Source organism: Shewanella aquimarina, from assembly GCF_023349185.1.
GTDB lineage: Bacteria > Pseudomonadota > Gammaproteobacteria > Enterobacterales > Shewanellaceae > Shewanella > Shewanella aquimarina.
On record NZ_JAKIKY010000017.1, the window covers coordinates 13,044 to 31,032 of the forward strand.

The 17,989-nt window shown below is 54.7% G+C and carries 18 protein-coding genes; 14 read left to right on the forward strand and 4 right to left on the reverse strand.

The features are described from left to right. Positions 1 to 72: 72 nt before the first annotated feature. Positions 73 to 1,242 (forward strand): methyltransferase, encoded by a 1,170-nt coding sequence (locus L2731_RS17770; RefSeq protein ID WP_249254720.1) that lies wholly within the window; start codon positions 73 to 75, stop codon positions 1,240 to 1,242. A 160-nt stretch (positions 1,243 to 1,402) separates the two neighbouring features. Here L2731_RS17770 and L2731_RS17775 read toward each other — a convergent pair whose 3' ends face one another. Together L2731_RS17775 and L2731_RS17780 are read right to left on the reverse strand one after the other, a co-directional pair. Then, complete coding sequence (locus L2731_RS17775) at positions 1,403 to 2,305, reverse strand: sterol desaturase family protein (RefSeq protein WP_249254721.1); 903 nt, start codon at positions 2,303 to 2,305, stop codon at positions 1,403 to 1,405. Between the two features lie 63 nt (positions 2,306 to 2,368). Beyond that, complete coding sequence (locus tag L2731_RS17780; RefSeq protein WP_249254722.1) at positions 2,369 to 3,421, reverse strand: DUF2804 domain-containing protein; 1,053 nt, start codon at positions 3,419 to 3,421, stop codon at positions 2,369 to 2,371. A 200-nt stretch (positions 3,422 to 3,621) separates the two neighbouring features. Between L2731_RS17780 and L2731_RS17785 the strand changes: the two genes are divergently transcribed. The 4 genes from L2731_RS17785 to L2731_RS17800 all read left to right on the forward strand — a co-directional run bounded on the left by L2731_RS17785 (position 3,622) and on the right by L2731_RS17800 (position 6,846). Beyond that, positions 3,622 to 4,188, forward strand: coding sequence for a YajG family lipoprotein (locus L2731_RS17785; RefSeq protein WP_239851900.1), 567 nt, complete (start codon positions 3,622 to 3,624; stop codon positions 4,186 to 4,188). A 19-nt stretch (positions 4,189 to 4,207) separates the two neighbouring features. Then, entirely contained in the window at positions 4,208 to 4,792 is a 585-nt protein-coding gene (locus L2731_RS17790) for a peptidylprolyl isomerase (RefSeq protein WP_249254723.1), read from the forward strand. A 165-nt stretch (positions 4,793 to 4,957) separates the two neighbouring features. Then, entirely contained in the window at positions 4,958 to 5,290 is a 333-nt protein-coding gene (locus L2731_RS17795) for a hypothetical protein (RefSeq protein WP_041509063.1), read from the forward strand. 137 nt (positions 5,291 to 5,427) lie between these two features. After that, positions 5,428 to 6,846 carry an AmpG family muropeptide MFS transporter gene (locus L2731_RS17800; RefSeq protein WP_239851902.1) on the forward strand — a complete coding sequence of 473 codons (1,419 nt, stop codon included), beginning with the start codon at positions 5,428 to 5,430 and terminating at the stop codon, positions 6,844 to 6,846. A gap of 99 nt (positions 6,847 to 6,945) precedes the next feature. Here the strand turns inward: L2731_RS17800 and L2731_RS17805 are convergent, their stop codons facing one another. Then, positions 6,946 to 7,431: a YajQ family cyclic di-GMP-binding protein gene (locus tag L2731_RS17805; RefSeq protein ID WP_041509061.1), complete on the reverse strand. Its 486-nt coding sequence runs from the start codon at positions 7,429 to 7,431 to the stop codon at positions 6,946 to 6,948. A 364-nt stretch (positions 7,432 to 7,795) separates the two neighbouring features. Here L2731_RS17805 and L2731_RS17810 point away from each other — a divergent pair, with 364 nt between their 5' ends. The 4 genes from L2731_RS17810 (at position 7,796) to L2731_RS17825 (ending at position 10,991) form a co-directional block, all read left to right on the forward strand. After that, entirely contained in the window at positions 7,796 to 8,221 is a 426-nt protein-coding gene (locus L2731_RS17810; RefSeq protein ID WP_249254724.1) for a VanZ family protein, read from the forward strand. Then, a complete protein-coding gene (locus L2731_RS17815; RefSeq protein ID WP_249254725.1) occupies positions 8,218 to 9,249 on the forward strand; it encodes a ketopantoate reductase family protein in 1,032 nt (343 codons plus the stop codon). Before L2731_RS17810 ends, L2731_RS17815 begins: the two co-directional genes overlap by 4 nt. A gap of 117 nt (positions 9,250 to 9,366) precedes the next feature. Continuing rightward, the gene (locus L2731_RS17820; RefSeq protein ID WP_249254726.1) at positions 9,367 to 10,878 is read left to right on the forward strand and encodes a sodium-dependent transporter; all 1,512 of its coding nucleotides are present in this window, start codon (positions 9,367 to 9,369) and stop codon (positions 10,876 to 10,878) included. Next, positions 10,875 to 10,991, forward strand: coding sequence for a MetS family NSS transporter small subunit (locus tag L2731_RS17825; protein ID WP_152619090.1), 117 nt, complete (start codon positions 10,875 to 10,877; stop codon positions 10,989 to 10,991). Before L2731_RS17820 ends, L2731_RS17825 begins: the two co-directional genes overlap by 4 nt. A gap of 21 nt (positions 10,992 to 11,012) precedes the next feature. Here L2731_RS17825 and L2731_RS17830 read toward each other — a convergent pair whose 3' ends face one another. Beyond that, the gene (locus L2731_RS17830) at positions 11,013 to 11,897 is read right to left on the reverse strand and encodes a LysR family transcriptional regulator (RefSeq protein ID WP_249254727.1); all 885 of its coding nucleotides are present in this window, start codon (positions 11,895 to 11,897) and stop codon (positions 11,013 to 11,015) included. Positions 11,898 to 12,049: 152 nt separating this feature from the next. On the opposite strand from L2731_RS17830, the gene L2731_RS17835 reads away from it, so the two are divergent. The 5 genes from L2731_RS17835 (at position 12,050) to L2731_RS17855 (ending at position 17,984) form a co-directional block, all read left to right on the forward strand. Further along, entirely contained in the window at positions 12,050 to 12,409 is a 360-nt protein-coding gene (locus L2731_RS17835; protein ID WP_041509058.1) for a MaoP family protein, read from the forward strand. A gap of 3 nt (positions 12,410 to 12,412) precedes the next feature. Next, positions 12,413 to 13,447, forward strand: a complete 1,035-nt coding sequence (gshB, locus tag L2731_RS17840; protein WP_041509057.1) for a glutathione synthase — start codon at positions 12,413 to 12,415, stop codon at positions 13,445 to 13,447. After that, positions 13,434 to 15,425, forward strand: coding sequence for a flavohemoglobin expression-modulating QEGLA motif protein (locus L2731_RS17845; protein ID WP_249254728.1), 1,992 nt, complete (start codon positions 13,434 to 13,436; stop codon positions 15,423 to 15,425). The genes gshB and L2731_RS17845 overlap by 14 nt, the downstream gene beginning before the upstream one ends. Positions 15,426 to 15,749: 324 nt before the next feature. After that, a complete protein-coding gene (locus L2731_RS17850) occupies positions 15,750 to 16,412 on the forward strand; it encodes a phosphatase PAP2 family protein (protein ID WP_249254729.1) in 663 nt (220 codons plus the stop codon). Positions 16,413 to 16,544: 132 nt separating this feature from the next. Further along, positions 16,545 to 17,984 (forward strand): methyl-accepting chemotaxis protein, encoded by a 1,440-nt coding sequence (locus L2731_RS17855; protein ID WP_249254730.1) that lies wholly within the window; start codon positions 16,545 to 16,547, stop codon positions 17,982 to 17,984. Positions 17,985 to 17,989: the final 5 nt, after the last annotated feature.

Sequence of the window (17,989 nt, forward strand, 5' to 3'; positions counted from 1 at the left end):
TCGCCAGGCATATACCTGTCGGGGCAAATCTGCGATAATCTCGGCCCCAATTTTCAAAGTAGCAGCCTAGCCATGACAACTCAATTCTCCGTTGCCGATATCGAGCTGAGTCTCTCCCGTTATCCCGCCAATCAGGTCTCTAACCTGCAGGCCTGGGATGCGGCCGACGAGCACCTGATAAAACACCTAAAGGAGATTGAGCAACCCAAAGCCAACACGGCCGTTGTCAACGACAGTTTCGGCGCCCTGTGCACCGCCCTTACTTCCAGTGAGGCCGACTGGCCCATCTGGGTCGAGACAGATGCCAAGACCAGCCAGCTAGGTACGCTGCATAACTTCAGTGCCAATGGGTTAAGCTATACCAATCTCGCCTGGCTCAACAGTCGTGAACTGCCGCCTAAATGCATAGCCCTGGTGCTGATGAAGCTGCCTAAAAACCTCAACTATTTTGTCCACCAGCTACAACGCCTGTCACAAAGCCTGGCGCCCGATACGCCTGTCTATATCGGTGCCAAGACCAAGGCAATCAACAAGACACTGCTGGAGACCATCACCAAGCACCTGGGCCCCGCCACCGCCAGTCTGGCCTGGAAGAAGACCCGGGTGATCACCTGTATCGCCGACGGCAAGCCCAGAGCGCTACCGAAAGAGGTCAGCTGGCCGGTGAAGGAGTTTAACCTCACCATCAGCAACCTCAGCAATGTCTTCGCCGCCAACAAGCTGGATATCGGGGCGCGCATCATGCTGGATAACCTGCCAGAGGGACAGTTCGACACCATAGTGGATCTTGGCTGCGGCAACGGTATCCTGGGGCTGAGGGCCAAGCAGTGCTACCCAAATGCACAGGTACATTTTGTGGATGACTCTGAGATGGCCATCACCTCGGCGAAACAAAACTGGCAGGCCAATAAGCTCGATGACCCTGAGCAGCCACAACCTCAGGGACACTTTCACTGGGACGACTGCCTGACACATCTGGGCGATGAGGTGAAACCGGATCTGGTACTCTGTAACCCGCCTTTTCATCAGGGGGAAGCGATCACAGACCATATCGCCTGGCAGATGTTTTTAGACGCCTACCATAGGCTCAGGCCGGGCGGCATGTTGCAGGTGGTCGGCAATCGCCATCTGGGGTACCACGTCAAGCTCAAGCGGATCTTTAAGAACTGCACAACCGCGGCAGCTAACGGCAAGTTTGTGATCTTAAGGGCCATCAAGTCTCCTCAGGGGGCAGACAAGTAACGCGGCGAACCCGCCCGAGCCTCCAGCCATCGAAGCGAATACAAAAAACAGGGCCTTAGCCCTGTTTTTTATTTGCTGGATAAAGCTGAGTGACGCTTAGACTGACGACCTCGACCTAGCGATAGTTTTCGCTAAATCCCTCTCTTCTTAAACCAACATACTAAGAGACCAGCTTGTGCTCAGGCCCAGCATCGTCCACCTCTTCACCCGCCTCGGCGGCCGCCGGCGGCGCAAACAGCAGCGCTAACCTCTGCTTCATACTGAGTCCGGGCGCAAAGGCCTCACGAAACATGTCGCGCCACTCACTGAAGGTCACCACCAGCGGATTAAAACTGTTCACCGGCTTGGTGATACCATACTCCACCGTCTCTTCTTCCTTAACATAGGTGCCAAACAGGCGATCCCAGATGATCAACACCCCGGCGTAGTTCTTGTCGATATATTGTGGGTTGCGCCCATGGTGCACCCTGTGATGGGATGGCGTGTTAAACACCCACTCCAGGGGCCCAAGGGTCTTGATCGCCTGGGTATGGACAAAAAACTGCAGTCCCAGGTTAAGCAGCACGGCAAACACCACCCAGTTAGGATCGAAGCCGACTAGGACCAGCGGCAGCCAGAAGATCCACATGCCGGCAAGGGGGTACATCAGACTCTGCCTGAAGGCGGTGCTGAAGTTCATTCGCTCAGAGCTGTGGTGCGCCACGTGCGCCGCCCACATCCAGCGCACCCTGTGGCTAGCGCGGTGGAACCAGTAATAACAGAAGTCCTGGGCAATAATCAGTGCGATAAAGCTGCCCAGCCCCATCTGAATATCGAAGAGGCGCCAGCCGAATGCCCACAGATAGAGCTTGGCGATCAGCAGCCCGGTGAGAATATCCGCCCCCTGATGCAGGCCCGCCAGGGTGAAGTTACACACCACCTCGGGCAGATGATAACGGGCATTGTCCGGCAGGCGACCGCGACGATCCCCCAGATACCATTCGGCCAGGATACAGACAAAAAACAGCGGCGCGAGCACCAGTAAGAGCACCTCGGGGTGCTCGATGAGTGAATTAAAATCCATCTAGTTATTCCTTTATATTCCCTAAGTTATTTCCTAAGCACGCCCTACCAGCGGGCAAAGTCCTTACCAGCGTGCAAAGTGATCTTCGGTTAAGCCAAGCAGATTATCGATGTGGTGAGTGCGTCCCAGGCCGTCGCGGATCTCACCGTCGAAGTAGCCCAGATACTGCCTGAAGTTGCTCTTGAGCAACCAGAGATTGAGCTTCTCCTGGCGACGATTGAGCGGTCGGAAGTTCAGCGCGACCCGGCCGTCCTGAGAACTGATCTGCCAGCTGACATCATCAGCGGATTCGGGCGCGCGGCTAAACGCAAAATGCACAGGCCCCAATAGATGACGCTCGCCGTTGATCCAAAATACATTCTCGTTACAGCCGGTCTCGTTCACCCCGGCCGCCAGATTGAGACCAACCAGCGCATCCCCCTGATAGCCATTGATACTGGCCCAGCGCCAACTGGTCTCCCGGCGCATATAGCCAGCCGAAAAGTCATAGCCCGCCAGGGTGCGATTGAGCGGCTGGGGCTCGTGGTGAATCGTCAGTTTGCCGCCCACCTTGAGGCCATTGTGCTTCTGGGTATAGGTCCAGCCGCTATAGCCGGTCGGGTTACACATGGCCATCGGCAGGCTCAGCGGCATAGGGGTGAGCTGCAAGTCGGCCTTTATCTGCGCCGTGTCGATATTGAGCTGCCAAATTCCCTCGACTATCTCTATGGTCACCTTGCCCTTACCGCTGGCAAGCTGCGCCCGACCGGACCAAGGCGAATCTGCCAGTTGACAGCCGATGGCGAGGGGCTTGAGCCAGGTGGTCTCCATCAGCCGATTGGCCTTTATGTCATAGAGGTAACAAAAACCTGTGCCGGCGTAGCGGATATCGGCGATGGCGACCCCAATCACATACCTTGGCGTTACCACAGAGACAAACTGGAACTGTTTGAAATGAAAATGCCGGGCGAGATGACTGGCAGGCTTGTCCATTACATTGGTATAGCGAAAGTGCTCCAGGCCAAAGGATTTGACCGGGCCGTCGAAATGACCATACTGTACCTGGCCCGAACTTAAGATCAGGCTATCCGGCGCCCCCAGGGTCTGCACCGCGCCGGGTTGAATATCCATCTTCATTGCTTGTTATCTTTCTTATCTTTGTTATCTGGCTGACGGCAACTTGGCCGCGCCTTTTTAGTGGAATTTTTACTCTAACGCTTTCTGGTTTAAGTTAAAACCCCGGCGAACAACAAAGCCTTAACAAACTCGCCTCACACTGGCATCCAATGAGGATTCTGGTATGCTGATGCCACCTTTTTACAGCTTGATTTTCCGCTATGAAACGAATTATTCCCATCATCGCCTGTGCCGGCCTGCTCTTTGGCTGCGCCACCCATACCCCGACCCATATGGCGCTCAATCCACAGCTGCCTGTGGTGGAATCTCAGGGGATCCCGGCTAAGCCCATCGCCATCGAGATGATAGATACCCGCTCGGCAAACTTTGTTGCCCGCTTTAATAATGAAGGGGATGCCGCCAGGCTGGTCAGCCCGTCAGAGTCGCCTCGTCGTCAGCTGGAACAGGTGTTTCGAGAGGGATTTACCAAGGCGGGATATCGTATCGACCCAAGCTCAGTCAATCATATGCAGCTGCAACTGGAAAAACTGCTGACCGATGTCAGCGACACCACCTTTGGTTATCAGGCGACCAACGACATCATCATCAATGTCATCGCCAGTAACACCAGCAAGACCTTTACCAAGCGCTACACGGCCCGTAACCTGGTTTCCGGTCCCTTTAGCGCCGACTTTGCCACCTTAGAGCTGTCGGTCAACGATCTGCTCAGCGACCTGACGGCGAAGATCATCAACGACCCCGAACTCAACCAGTTCATCCAACAATAACTAAGATAAGGAAGTTCACATGAGAATCTGGCTTGGCGCCCTACTATTACTCGCATTTTCCGGCCTGGCGCAGGCATTGGACATTCAAAGCGATACCATCTACCCCAAGGTCAAACTGGAAACCACCATGGGCAACATAGTGGTCGAGCTGGATCGTAAACGCGCCCCTATCACGGTCGATAACTTTCTCACCTATGTGGTCAAAGGCCACTACGACAACACCCTGTTCCATCGCGTCATCCCAGGTTTCGTGGTACAGGGCGGCGGCCTCAATCCTAAGCTGGAAGAGAAGCCTTATGGCAAGCCTATCGTCAACGAGTCAGGCAACGGCCTGAGCAATAGCCTGGGCACCATCGCCATGGCCCGCGAAGACGATCCCCACTCGGCCACCGCACAGTTCTACTTTAACGTGGGCGACAACAAGCGCCTGGATCCCTCTAAGCGCCGCTGGGGTTACGCCGTCTTCGGTGAAGTGATGGAAGGCATGGAAGTACTCGAGGCCATGGCCGAGGTAGAGACGCAGATCAACACCAAGCTTGGCTGGCCCGACTTCCCGGTGCAGCCGATCATCCTCAAGAAGGCAACCTTGCTACCTAGACAGTAAGTATAGGTTAGCGGCCTAAGATAAACATAAGGCTTTGCATTCATTCAAAATTAATGGCACTTTCATCTAAGTGCCATAAAAACAGAACGCACAGTTTTTTATCTCAGACAACTGGCGGCAAATCCACTGGCTATACTTAGGCCTGTAGTAGCAAGGAGGCGAACGATGACAGCAAATGAGTTCATCGATAATAAAGCGCCCCAGCTGGCTCAATATGGAAAAGCGTTTTTAAATAATCAACTCGATTCCAATGAGATCCAGCTTTACTTATGGGACACCCTAGAAGAGTGGGCTCAGTTCAATCATCAGGGTGACGCGCAAACCGATATAGAGCGAGTGTTTTGGCACTTGATACACGCCTTTGACAGGTGGCCCGACTGGACCATACGGGGCAATCAGTTCCTGCGAAAGCAGATCGACGATTGCTGCGACTTTCTCAGTCTCGGCGGCACCTGCCCAAGTTGTTGTGTCGGTACCAGGCCAAGCTCAATGTCATAACCAATGCTTTACTAGTCGTAAAAAGCCAAGCTCAGTCTCTCGGGACTGGGCTTTTTTCATGACCGAATTTTCACTTTTTATTTGCCGCGTCAGCGTTTAAGCTAACCCCACCTAGCCTGACAAAGCCGACTGCTATTTTGATTGCATCCCGAGTTTCCCGATTGCGAGACGCCCTCACCATCTATTTCCACAAGCGGGTATTGATCCTGCTGTTTCTCGGATTTTCCGCCGGCCTGCCCTTGATGCTGGTGTTTTCGACACTCTCCTTCTGGCTCAGAGAGGCCGGCATAGATCGCACCGCCATCGGCTACTTCAGCTGGATAGCCCTGGCCTATGGCTTCAAGTGGGCCTGGTCGCCTCTGGTCGATCGCATGTCGCTGCCCTTCTTCACCCAAATATTGGGACGGCGCCGCGGCTGGATGCTATTTGCCCAGACCCTGCTGGTGCTCGCCATCTTAGGCATGAGCCAGAGTGACCCCTTGGCCGACCTGGAGCGCCTGGCGCTGTTCGCCCTCATGGTCGCCTTTGCCTCGGCCACCCAAGATATTGTTATCGACGCCTTTCGTATCGAGTCCGCGCCGCAGAAGATGCAGGCGGCCCTCGCCGCCGCCTATCAAGTGGGCTACCGTAGCGCCATGATTGTCGCTACCGCAGGGGCCCTGACCATAGCCGCCTGGGTCGACCCCAACAGCGAGGCCTATGATCTGGCTTCCTGGCAGACCGCCTATCTGGTGATGGCCGGGCTCATGTTCATCGGCATCTTCACCACACTGATGAGCAGCGAACCTAAGGTCGAGGCCAAGGAGGCTGACGCGATTGAATCGGCCATGCAGCAGAGCCTATCCGCGCGCTACCCCAAACCTGTGGCGGCCGCCGCCTCCTGGCTCTATACCGCCAGCATATTGCCCTTCGTCGATTTCTTTAAGCGTTACGGCCGCAGCGCCCTGCTGATCCTACTACTGATCTCCTGCTACCGGATCTCGGATATCGTCATGGGGATCATGGCTAATGTCTTCTATGTCGACATGGGCTTCTCTAAGACGGAGATCGCCACCCTAAGTAAGGTCTATGGCCTGATCATGACCCTGGTGGGCGCCGGTGCCGGCGGCATGCTGCTGGCCCGCTACGGCACCATGAAGATCCTCTTCCTCGGCGCCTTCATGGTGGCGGTCACCAACCTACTCTTCGCCTATCAGGCGATGATCGGCTACAACCTAGAACTATTGACGGTGGTGATCTCCATCGACAACTTCAGCGCCGGAGTCGCCACCGCCGCCTTTATCGCCTACCTCTCCAGCCTGACCAGCAGCGGCTATAGCGCCACCCAATATGCCCTGCTCTCCTCCATCATGCTGCTGTTTCCCAAGTTTGTAGCGGGCTTCTCGGGCCAATATATCGATGCCTACGGCTATGTGAACTTCTTCGTCGCCGCCAGCGTCATCGGCTTCCCTGTGCTGGGACTCATCCTACTGGTGCAGAAATATGCGCCGCATCCCAACGGTGACGAGCAGGCCGCCCCCTTAAATCCGTCCGAGGAGCGACAGGCAAGCGACTAGCACATCATTTACCGAGTAGGCCGCTAAAAACAGGCAATGAAAACAGGCTATAAAAAAGCCCCGCTCAATCGGCGGGGCTTTTGACATCATTGACTATGATTAGTCTCTGAAGTTATTGAACTGGAACGGCTGGCCCAGATCCGATTCGCGGGCAATGGCCATCACCGCCTGCAGATCATCACGCTTCTTGCCGGTCACTCGAATCGAGTCGCCCTGAATGGCTGCCTGCACCTTAAGTTTGCTGTCTTTGATCAGCTTCACCAGCTTCTTGGCTACCAGGCTGTCGATCCCCTCTTTAAAGGTCACCTTAAGCGAGAAGGTCTTACCGCTGTGAATCGCCTTCTCGGCCACGTCCATGGAAGCCGGGTCTACGTTACGCTTACTCAGTTGGTTACGCAGCATATCCACCATCTGCTGGCACTGGAAATCGGACTCAGATGACAGGGTCACCTGATGATCTTTATAGGTGACTTCGCACTCGACACCACGAAAATCGAAACGGCTATCCAGTTCACGGCGCGTATTGTCTACGGCGTTGCGAAGTTCAACTTCGTTTACTTCCGATACGATATCCATCGAAGGCATATTTATCATCCTCTATTTAAGGCCTGTTGATCTTTGCTGTTGGTTTTACAGCAGCTGCAGGTGATTTATACAAGGTAGGGCCTGTGTCGTGTAGTGTTTTTTATAAACCAAAATTACACAAACTGGCGATAACGCCGTAGAAATTGCCTACAAACGCTGCCCAAGGGGTTCATCTAAACACGTTTAGGTTGAACAAAAATGAAACCTAAAAGTTCAATAGGCCCTAACCACTTTATCTGCCCGCTAGTTTACCCGCTCGGGCCAGAGAGCGCCAAAATTTCTTAATGTTTCAACAGGCGTTTCTTAATGACTTTAAGATGACATTTTCCTATGATTGGGCAAAGCCACTTAACCTAAGCGACCCGTGAATTCTCGAAAAACCTTTTTTAAGATAGCGCTTCTTCTTTCCATCATAGTGATCAGTTACCTGGTATTCTCCCGCCCTAACTACCCACAAGTGATCCCACACATGGATAAGCTTGGTCATCTAGGCAGCTTCTTCGGTCTGGCGCTATTGACCCATCTCGCCTTCGAACCTAAGTGGTACAGCCTGGCGGGCATACTAGCCGGCTACGCCCTCTTTATCGAGCTGGTGCAGTCTCGCCTGCCCTATCGCAGCGCCTCCACCGCCGACTTCGTCGCCGACATGGTGGGTGTGCTCTTGTTTTACTTCGGCCTCTGGCTCTACCGCCGCTATATCAAGGCCAGCATGCTCGATAAAACCGGGGCTAATAAAGACGTGGCCAATAAAGCCGAGTCCAACAAAGCCAGAGCCAAGACCCAATCATGACCACTTTAAATAAGGCTAGGCAAAACGAGATGCGACCCGACAAGACTCAAGGCGGTGAAACTCATCCCGGTGAAACCCTGCCCGATGAAACCCTGCCCGATGAAGCTCACTCCGGTGAAGCTCAGCCAGGAAAAATAGTCATCCTGGGCGCCGGGGCCATAGGTCAGCTTATCTTCCACCAGCTATCCATCCACGGGCTCGCGCCTGTGCTAATGGCCAGAGACGCTGAGGCCGGCAGCCAAGAGCTGGCGCTGACCGACCTCGATGGCGAGACGCTAAAGCGTCAAGCGCAGTTCATCGACCAAACAGGGCTGGCAAGCTGTGAGCTACTAATAGTCTGCGTCAAGGCCTATCAGGTCGAGGCGGCGCTACTGCCTCTGTTAAAGACTCTCTCTACCGACACACACATATTGTTGCTGCACAACGGCCTGGGGCCCCACCTGAGTGTGGCACCACATCTGGCAGGCCGCGGTCTTAGCCTGGGCACCACCTCCCAGGGCGCCCTGAAACTCGGCAGGTGGCAGATTAAACAGACGGGTGCCGGCCTGACACAGCTTGGCCATGCCCAGGGTGCCCCCCTTGCGGCGAATCTACGCCAGGCCCTGCTCGCGGCCATCAGCAACAGCGAGTGGTGCGAGCCCATCCTGCCCATGCTGTGGCAGAAACTCGCCATCAATATCGCCATCAACCCGCTAACCGCCATTAATGACTGTCCTAACGGTAAACTGGCCGATGCACAGTTCAGGCCGACCATACTGGCTCTGATTGGGGAGGTGATCGCCGTGGCAAAGGCCGAAGGGATTGCACTGGAGCGACAGCAGCTGACCGAGCGCGTCTATCGGGTGATCGAGTTGACCGCAGGCAACTACTCCTCCATGCATCAGGATATCCACCACGGCCGCCAGACAGAGATTGAGGCGATCACCGGCTACCTGCTGAGCCGCGCCGCCGTCCATGGCATAGCGGCTCCTGTCAATGAGGCCATCTACCGGCAGCTTAAATCTCTCGAGTGCGACGACAAGGCCTGAAATGCGTCTGCACATCAAGCCACACATAAGTCATATATAAGGCAGGAGATTTTCTGCCCTGACCTCGACATAAGCGTCTAGAATTATTCTTAAAAGGCGCGAGGCTCGAGGTGATAGATGAAACGAGAGCAGTGGAACTCTAGGGTAGGTTTTATATTGGCGGCGGTCGGTTCGGCCATAGGACTGGGCAACATCTGGCGCTTCCCCTATATGGCCTATGACAACGGCGGCGGTGCCTTCTTTATTCCCTATCTGTTCGCCATGCTCACCGCCGGTATCCCCTTTATGATCATGGAATTTAGCCTGGGCCATAAGCTAAAGAAGACCTCACCACGTATCTTCGCCCAGCTCGGTCATACCCTCGGTTTCAGGCTCGAATGGCTCGGCTGGTTCCAGGTGTTCATCGCCGCGGTGATCGCCGTCTATTATGTAGCCGTCATCGGCTGGACCCTCTCCTATCTCGGCTTCTCCTTCAGCCTGGCCTGGGGAGACAATCCCAATGACTTCTTTTTTAATCAATATCTTAAACTAGGAAACAACTCACCTTCCCATCTGGGTGACTTTCAAGTCGGCATAGCCATCGCCATGAGCATCGCCTGGCTGATGACCTTCATGGCGGTCTTTACCGGGGTCAAGGGAGGGATTGAGCGCGCCAACAAGATCATGATGCCCATGCTGTTTATCATGGTATTGGTGCTGATAGGTCGTATCCTGTTTCTACCTGGGGCGCTATCTGGGCTCAACTATCTATTTGAACCGGACTTTAGCCGGCTGTTGGACGCCCAGGTCTGGTCCGCCGCCTACGGCCAGATATTCTTCACCCTCAGCGTCGGCTTCGCCATCATGCTCGCCTACTCCAGCTACCTACCCAGCAAGGCCGACATCAACAACAACGCCTTCATGACGGTGTTGATCAACTGTGGCTTCTCGATTCTGGCGGGCATACTGATCTTCGGTGTACTGGGCTACATGGCCGAGGAGCAGATGAAGCCCCTGACCGAGGTGGTCAGCTCGGGCATAGGCCTGGCGTTTGTCACCATACCCACAGCGATCAACCTGATGCCGGCCCCCTACATTCTGGGACCACTCTTCTTCATCGCCCTGGTGATCGCCGGATTAAGCTCGCACATCTCCATCATAGAAGCGGTCACCAGCGCGGTCATCGACAAGTTCCATGCGCGCCGCAGGCCCGCCGCGGTACTGGTGTGCAGCATTGGCTATCTGGTTTCCATGGCTTTTGCCACCAATGGCGGCCTACTGCTACTGGATCTGGTGGACTACTTTATCAACAACATCGCCCTGCTGCTGAGCTGCCTGCTGGAGCTGCTGATCATCACCTGGCTACTGAAGGTAACTGTGATTCATGAGCATGCCAATGAAAACTCGGAGTTCAGGGTAGGCGCTTGGTTTGTCGTCTGCCTGCGCTTCATCAGCCCGGCTATCTTAGCCACCATACTGATAAAGAATCTCTACAACACCTTAGTCAACGGCTATGGCGATTATCCCATTGCCGATCAACTTTTCTTAGGTTGGGGCTTAGTGGGCACCATGCTCTTCTTCGCCGTACTGATTAACTTCACCAGCAAATCACCAGGCTATCCAGATAAACACCCGGGAGACAAGTCATGAGTCAAAGTGCCCTTATCATGATGCTGCTTGCCTTAAGCCTGACCTGGGGGGGCGCCGCCTTCTGTATCGGCATCGCCATCAGGCGCAAGCAGAGGGATGAGGCCGACGATTAGTCTGCCTCCTCTATTTGGTTATCAGCCAAGCTGGCCAATCTGTTGCAGACTGAAGGCGGTCAGGGGATCGATCTCCTTAACCAGCTCCTCAATCTTGATGATCGCCTCCAGCGAGCCGCTGTCTTTACGGTAGGAGAGATAGATGGGGCGATTCCAGGGTTCTACCCCATCGACGCGATAAAGCTGACCCGACTGTAGAAATGGCTCCACGATCGACAACGGCAGATAAGCCGACCCCGCCTTATCCAGAATAAAGTCCAGGGCGATACGTCCGGTAGAGGTACGCAGGTAAGGTGGCGGCATACGATAGTGTCTCTCTGCATGCTCCGAGGCGAAACGTGTCCCCCAATCCACATAAACATACTTTTCGCTCAGGGCCTCTGACTGATCGCAGGGACGGGTCGAGACCAACACCAAGATAAGATCCGCGACCTGTTTGCACACCAACTCCTCAGACTTAAGCGGGTCAAAGGCAAAGGCCATATCCAAGGTACGCTCAAGTAAGTTACGGTTTAGCTGCTCGCGACTGAGCGCCTCGGCCAGGAAGCCGTAGCCGCCGAAGGCGTCGGTCACCTTGCTCAGGCAGTGCTGCAAATAGGCATCCCAAATATTGGGCGTGCCCGCCATGGTCAGTTGCAACGCCTTGTGACTGGTCAGCGCCAGTTCGTTCTTCGCCTGCTCCAGGGTACTCACCATCACCTCGGCATAGGGCACCAGGCGCTCGCCCGAGGTGGTGAGTTGAATGCTGTTGCGATTACGCACAAACAGGGCGGAATCGAAGAAGGACTCCAGCTGCTTAATCCGGGCGCTCACCGCCGCCTGAGTGATATAGAGATTCTCTGCCGCACGGCCGAAATGCCTTGTTCTGGCCACCTCTAGAAAGGTCTTAAATACTTTGACGTCCATTTTGGTCTCTCGGTCAATTTCACCGAGAGAATAACAACTAATCCTAATGGTGACGATAAAAAAGTTTTGTTTCTCTTTTAACGACAAAAATCATAATTTCGCGATCGAAAAACCCTGTAGTTACAGCGTTGCTATCACAGTGAGAGGTTGTTATGTCAGAAGAGTCATTTCGTTTTGGTCAAAAGCGTTTTTTTGATGACAAAAACTTTCCCCGCGGCTTCAGTAAGTCCGGAGAGTTTACCTTGTCTGAAGCTGAATTGTTAAGCCTATATGGCGACACTATGCAAGCCTTTGAGGCAGGCGATCTTGAGCCTGAAACTGCAGAGGAAAAACACTTTGTTAAGGTACTAAAACACCCCAACAAGGCAAATACCAAGCTTGAGCATGTATGGCTGAAGTACATCAAGCTTACCCGCGAGCCCAAAAAGTTCCACACCCTAAACAGCACGAGTAACAAGCGTGTTGAGCAGTATGAATATGTGGAATCTCCCCCAGAAGATGAGGTTGCTTAAAGAATGCACATCTGTTTTTTGATGTACCCGTGGGAGCGTATCGATCCTGAATCAGATACCACCCTGAGATTAGTTCATGAGTGCGCGCAGCGTGGTCATACCGTTGCCATCACCACTACCAGTGGGCTGACCATTCGTGACAGTAGCGTCTACGGGTTTTGTCAAATCATCAAGAAAGGGATGAAGATATCGGACAACATTCCCCGCTTTTATCGCACCGCCGAATTTCATAAGGCGCGCCTGCCCATGGCCGGCTTCGACTGCATCTTTATGCGCGCCAATCCGCCACTGGATAACCTGGCGCTCAACTTCTTGGATTCGGTCAAAGGCGACACCCTGATCATCAATGATCTCGAGGGGCTCAGGGTCGCAAACAACAAACTCTACACCGCCAGCATGAGCGGTGCGGCGAGCCAGTACATTCCTACCACCCATGTGTCGAAGAACCGCGACTACCTGCAAAGGGTACTGGAAGAGAGCGACAGCGATAAGATGATCCTAAAGCCGCTGAACGGCTTCGGCGGTCATGGCGTTATCGTGATCGAAAAGAGCGCCCGCCAAAACTTCAGCTCACTGCTGGACTTCTACATCGGCACGGATGAACAGAGCAACTATGTGATCCTGCAAGATTACATCGAGGGCGCCGAGGAAGGCGATAAGCGTATATTGATGCTCAACGGTGAGCCCATTGGCGCCATGCGCCGCGTGCCAGCCTCGGGCGAGTTCAGATCTAACGTCCATGCCGGCGGCAGCGTGGTCAGACACACTATTACACGTGAAGAGCGCGAGTTGTGCGCCGCAATCGGCCCAAAACTGGTGCGCGACGGCCTCTACTTCACAGGTCTGGATGTGATTGGCAATAAGCTGGTCGAGGTAAACGTCCTCAGTCCGGGAGGCATCACGCGTATCAACAAACTCAACCGCGTACGTCTGCAGAAACAAGTGATCGATTTCGCCGAGAACATCATCAACTCCAAAGAGCTATTGATGCAACGTAAGAGTGCATATCGTCAAGCGGTAGAAAATGCAAACCTATAGTCTCGACCAGATGCTCTCCCTGATTAAACGCGGGGAGACATTCTCTGGCCAGCTAGCCTCCTCCGGCTGTGTGATCACCATCCAAGAGTATCTGCCCGTCGTGTGCACCGCGATTCATGCGGGGCACAACCTGCGCCCTGAGTTGGTCAAGCAGTGCCAGCTCAGCGCCGAGGAGCGTTACTTCGAAGAAGATCCCTTCACCGACGAGGTGATCGCCTCGCAGCCGATCACCCTGGCGGGCAGCGATTCGCGCTTCGAGTACGATCTCAACCGCCCCAAGAGCCTGAGTACCTATTACAAGTCCGCCTGGATGAAACAGGTTTGGCGCAAGCCGCTAAGCGCCAAGCAGCGCGCCATCAGCCATGCCAAGCACCAGGATTTCTATCGCCTGTACGAGGCCTTGATCGCCAAGCTTGAGAGCATGTTCGGCATGGTAATAGTGTTCGACCTGCATTCCTACAACTACAAGCGCATCGAGAAGCCGACGCCCGTGTTTAACATAGGCACCTCGCAGATCGATATGGAGCGCTGGGGCAGCGTGGTCCACAAGTTCAAGCGAGAGCTGAAGACCATCACGCTGCCCAACATAGAGCTGGATGCCGAACTGGACGTGGCCTTCGAGGGCCGCGGCTACCTGATCGCCCACACCAACGCCCGCTTCGACCGCACCTTAGTGTTGCCGACGGAGATCAAGAAGGTGTTTATGGACGAGCTGACCGGTGAGGTCTACCCCATAGTGCTGGACGATCTTAAGCTGGGGCTGAAAAACGCCTTTAGTGCCACCAGCGCCTACTTCCAGCGTAAGCTCAATCGTCAAAGCAAGACCCGCCGCGCCGACATGCTCAGCAGCGCCATCGAGCCCGAGGTACTGGAGATAGATGCCGCCCTATTCCGCCTGGCGCAGAAGGTCGACACCCTAAAATATGTCAATCCGACCAATTTGGCGGCCGAGCGTCGACGCTTCATGAAGGCTCCGAGTCGCTTCAAGCCAAACTTCGCCTATCGTCAGCTCCCCATAGATGCCAACGAGTTTAAATATCGCCTCTATCGTCTGCCCATAGACAATATTGCCGATCCCGCGCTCAAGCAGCTCTACAAGGATATCGTCAACAAGCTGGGCGAACAGATAGACCTCTTGACCAGTGTCGGCCAGGAAGGCTTCGTCTACAACTCGCTGCGTTACCATGGCCGCCCGGATAAGAGCGCGATTGCCAACGCCAAGTTCCTGCTGTACGCCAAGGAGATCCCAGAAGATAGAGGGGAAAGCCTTAACGCCCAACAGGTATGTGAGCTGATGAAGCAGAGCGCCGAGCAGTGGCAGATGCGCTGTAAGATAGGCCTCAGCGGCGCCATCGTCGCCCGCGCCATGGTCAGCTCAAACCCGGCGCAGCTGGCGATCAGCAGCCATGCCCAGTTTCACGAGAGCGAGGTACAGCGGCTGATCCAGCATGAGCTGGGGGTGCATATGGCCACCACTCTCAACGCCAAGCAGCAATCGCTCAAGGTGTTGCGTCTGGGACTGCCCGGTTCGACCTATACCCAGGAAGGCCTGGCGATCCTGGCCGAACTTAAGGCGGGTTTCATGGCACATTCTCGTCTCAATACTCTGGCCGCGCGTGTGCTGGCAGTTGATTCCATGCTCAAGGAGCAGGACTTCTACCTCACCTATAGCTATCTGATCGATGAACTTGAGATGGACAAGGACGATGCCTTCTCGACCACGGCCCGTGTCTATCGCGGTGGAGGCTTCACCAAAGATCATCTCTACCTGAGTGGCTTCCTCGACATGTTGCACCTGTCTAAGACTCGCAGCCTGGACAACCTGCTCGTGGGTAAGACCAGCGTGCAATACCTGGATCTGCTCGATGAGCTGGTGCAGCGCGACTGGCTGATTCCACCTAAGTACAACGTCTTCCCGACCAGTAACTTAGAAGAGAGCCCTAGCCTCAACTACCTGATCGAGAGCCTGCGCACTTGACCCTCCGTCATGGTGGCTCGGCATCGCCCAGCCACCATGACGCCAACCATTTCACATCCTCGATTCACCTCGCTAGCCTACAGGCAGTTTTACCAAGCCAATCCCCTGAACATCACCATTCGCTTAGCTATCGCCTTGTCCAACTCAGCTCAGCTCAGTTCAGCTCAGCTCAGCTCAGCTCAGCAGAGACTAAAGCTGAGGGTTGGGCTGAGGGTTAAGCCGAGAGTTGTGCCAAGAGTTGTGCAGACTGTGAGGCAACAAGCTTTGCAAGCCCTCAGATTTCCCTTAGGCTAGAGCTTCCTTCTCCCATAGATACCCAAATCCATGCTAAAACACCTCTTTCCCAGTAGCCCCAAAGGCGCCCTGATCCTCTATGGTTTGCTACTTGCCCTGGTGCTGTTCTCGGTTCATTTTATCGACCGCCAGCTGGCCGATCTGATGCATGCACAAGAGCTCTCTCACCCAGGGTTAAAACTATTGAGTAAGATGCCACTGCTGCTGGAGTTTCTCGCGGGGCTGACTATCTTCGCCTGCATTAGCGAGCGATTTCGCGCCAGGTTTCAGGCCCTGGCACTGGAACTGGTGCTCACCCTAATATTTGCCTTCTCCATTCGCTGGGTCGCCAAATGGAGTTTCGGTCGTACCTGGCCTGAGAGCTGGATAACCCTGGGCGATGGCCACAATCCCTCCTGGGTCGCCGATCGCATCGAGGCCTTTCATCCCTTTGCCCAGGGACTTGCCTACGACTCCTTCCCCTCGGGTCATGCCCTGCTGACCTTCGCCCTCGCCTTCACCTTCTGGCGCCATATGCCCAAGCTGATGCTCCTCTGGATAGGCTGTATGCTGGCCGTCATCGCCGGGCAATTGAGCCTGAACTATCACTATCTTGGGGATCTGCTCGCCGGGGCCAGCTTTGGCCTGCTCGCCAGCCAATTGGCGCTGACGCTGCCCCCTTGGTTCAAGGGACGCATGGGAATCTCGACCTAGCCTAGATCTATGTAAAAAAAACGTTAAACCATCCTGTATTTATTAGTAAAAAAGGCGTAATTTTAAGGGTGTCGCCGCATTTTATTCTACTATTGTCTAAGGCCTCAGCCTTAAATTGAGACGGAAAAAACTATGAGAGAAGTTAATTTTCGCACCATAGACAAACTCTTCATCAAGATGTCTATTAACGATAAATTCTGGGTCATCGGGGCGCTATTTTTCATCGCCATCACCTGTCTCGGCGTCAGCCGCTACCAGGAGAGCATAGACACCATAGAGCAAGGCTCCATGATGGCGCTAGAGGGCGAACTATCGGGCATGGTTCGCGCCCTAGAGGCCAGCGGCCAAACCGATAAGTTTGCCAGCCTGAATATCCAGCAGAGCGGTCAGGTCAGCTCCAGCCGCACCCAAGACAGCATTACCGCCGTGGTGCGCAGCGCTTCGGGGCAGAATCTATCCCTGACGCAGAATGTCGCCAGCCGTGAGCGAGACGCCAGACAATCGGCCCTCTACAGCCTGCTGCTGACCTATCTCTGGTTGCTGCCCTTCTCCGTCCTGCTCTACTGGAACGCCACCTTTATCGGCGGCGCCCTCTGGGTGCTGTGGACCACCACCAAGAATATCGCCAAGGGCGACCTCACCTCGCGCCTGGGCTTCCACCCGGGCCGCGACGAGTTTGGTACCATAGGCTGTGCCCTGGATAACGCCATGGACACACTCACCGAACTCGTGGTGACGGTCAAGGATAGCGCCGAGACCTTGCATAATACAGCCAGTTCATTTGCCTCAGAAAACCAAGAAAGTGAGCGCCAGATAGAGCAGCAGTACCTCTCTCTCGACTCAGTGGCCACCGCCATGGAAGAGATGACGGCTTCCGCCGGAGAGGTCTCTAACATCTCCAACAGCTCGGTGGAAAAGGTAGAGCAAAACTCGCAATCTGTGCGTCAGAGTTACGAGCGGGTGCAGAAGGCGATCAAGGATATCGAGCAGCTCTCGGGCTTCATCGAGCAGACCTCAGACTCGGTTAGCACCCTCAAGGTCAACGCCACCAAGATCAACGAGGTGATCACCACCATCAACGCCATCTCGGAGCAGACCAACCTGCTGGCGCTCAACGCCGCCATCGAGGCAGCCCGCGCCGGAGAGATGGGCCGCGGCTTCGCCGTGGTTGCTGATGAGGTAAGAACCCTGGCCAGCCGTACGCAGTCAGCGACGGTAGAGATCCAGGCGATGATCGAGAACCTGCAGCAGGAAACCAACAATATCGACAACATCACCCAGCGCACGGTTAAGCAGGCCCAATCCAGCCAGTCGCTGATCACCGAGATAGGCACAGACGTCAGCGCCATCAACGAATCATCGCAATCGGTGATCGACATGAGCTTCCAGATAGCGGCTTCCTCGGAGGAGCAAAGCGCCGTGGCCAACGATATCGCCTCGGAGCTGAGTGAGATTAGACAGCAGGCTAACGTGATCAAGGAGCTGGCTAACCAGTCTTCAATCGGTGTCAGTCAGCTATCACAGGCCTCTGAGAGTCTGGGCACCATCCTGGCCCGCTACCAGACCGCCTAAACTAA

What these genes read in the sequence shown, in the direction of transcription:
- L2731_RS17770 (WP_249254720.1), top strand. Translation starts at nt 73, where the DNA reads ATGACAACTCAATTCTCCGTTGCCGATATCGAGCTGAGTCTCTCCCGT.
- L2731_RS17775 (WP_249254721.1), bottom strand. Translation starts at nt 2,305, where the DNA reads ATGGATTTTAATTCACTCATCGAGCACCCCGAGGTGCTCTTACTGGTG.
- L2731_RS17780 (WP_249254722.1), bottom strand. Translation starts at nt 3,421, where the DNA reads ATGAAGATGGATATTCAACCCGGCGCGGTGCAGACCCTGGGGGCGCCG.
- L2731_RS17785 (WP_239851900.1), top strand. Translation starts at nt 3,622, where the DNA reads ATGAAACGAATTATTCCCATCATCGCCTGTGCCGGCCTGCTCTTTGGC.
- L2731_RS17790 (WP_249254723.1), top strand. Translation starts at nt 4,208, where the DNA reads ATGAGAATCTGGCTTGGCGCCCTACTATTACTCGCATTTTCCGGCCTG.
- L2731_RS17795 (WP_041509063.1), top strand. Translation starts at nt 4,958, where the DNA reads ATGACAGCAAATGAGTTCATCGATAATAAAGCGCCCCAGCTGGCTCAA.
- L2731_RS17805 (WP_041509061.1), bottom strand. Translation starts at nt 7,431, where the DNA reads ATGCCTTCGATGGATATCGTATCGGAAGTAAACGAAGTTGAACTTCGC.
- L2731_RS17815 (WP_249254725.1), top strand. Translation starts at nt 8,218, where the DNA reads ATGACCACTTTAAATAAGGCTAGGCAAAACGAGATGCGACCCGACAAG.
- L2731_RS17820 (WP_249254726.1), top strand. Translation starts at nt 9,367, where the DNA reads ATGAAACGAGAGCAGTGGAACTCTAGGGTAGGTTTTATATTGGCGGCG.
- L2731_RS17825 (WP_152619090.1), top strand. Translation starts at nt 10,875, where the DNA reads ATGAGTCAAAGTGCCCTTATCATGATGCTGCTTGCCTTAAGCCTGACC.
- L2731_RS17830 (WP_249254727.1), bottom strand. Translation starts at nt 11,897, where the DNA reads ATGGACGTCAAAGTATTTAAGACCTTTCTAGAGGTGGCCAGAACAAGG.
- L2731_RS17835 (WP_041509058.1), top strand. Translation starts at nt 12,050, where the DNA reads ATGTCAGAAGAGTCATTTCGTTTTGGTCAAAAGCGTTTTTTTGATGAC.
- gshB (WP_041509057.1), top strand. Translation starts at nt 12,413, where the DNA reads ATGCACATCTGTTTTTTGATGTACCCGTGGGAGCGTATCGATCCTGAA.
- L2731_RS17845 (WP_249254728.1), top strand. Translation starts at nt 13,434, where the DNA reads ATGCAAACCTATAGTCTCGACCAGATGCTCTCCCTGATTAAACGCGGG.
- L2731_RS17850 (WP_249254729.1), top strand. Translation starts at nt 15,750, where the DNA reads ATGCTAAAACACCTCTTTCCCAGTAGCCCCAAAGGCGCCCTGATCCTC.
- L2731_RS17855 (WP_249254730.1), top strand. Translation starts at nt 16,545, where the DNA reads ATGAGAGAAGTTAATTTTCGCACCATAGACAAACTCTTCATCAAGATG.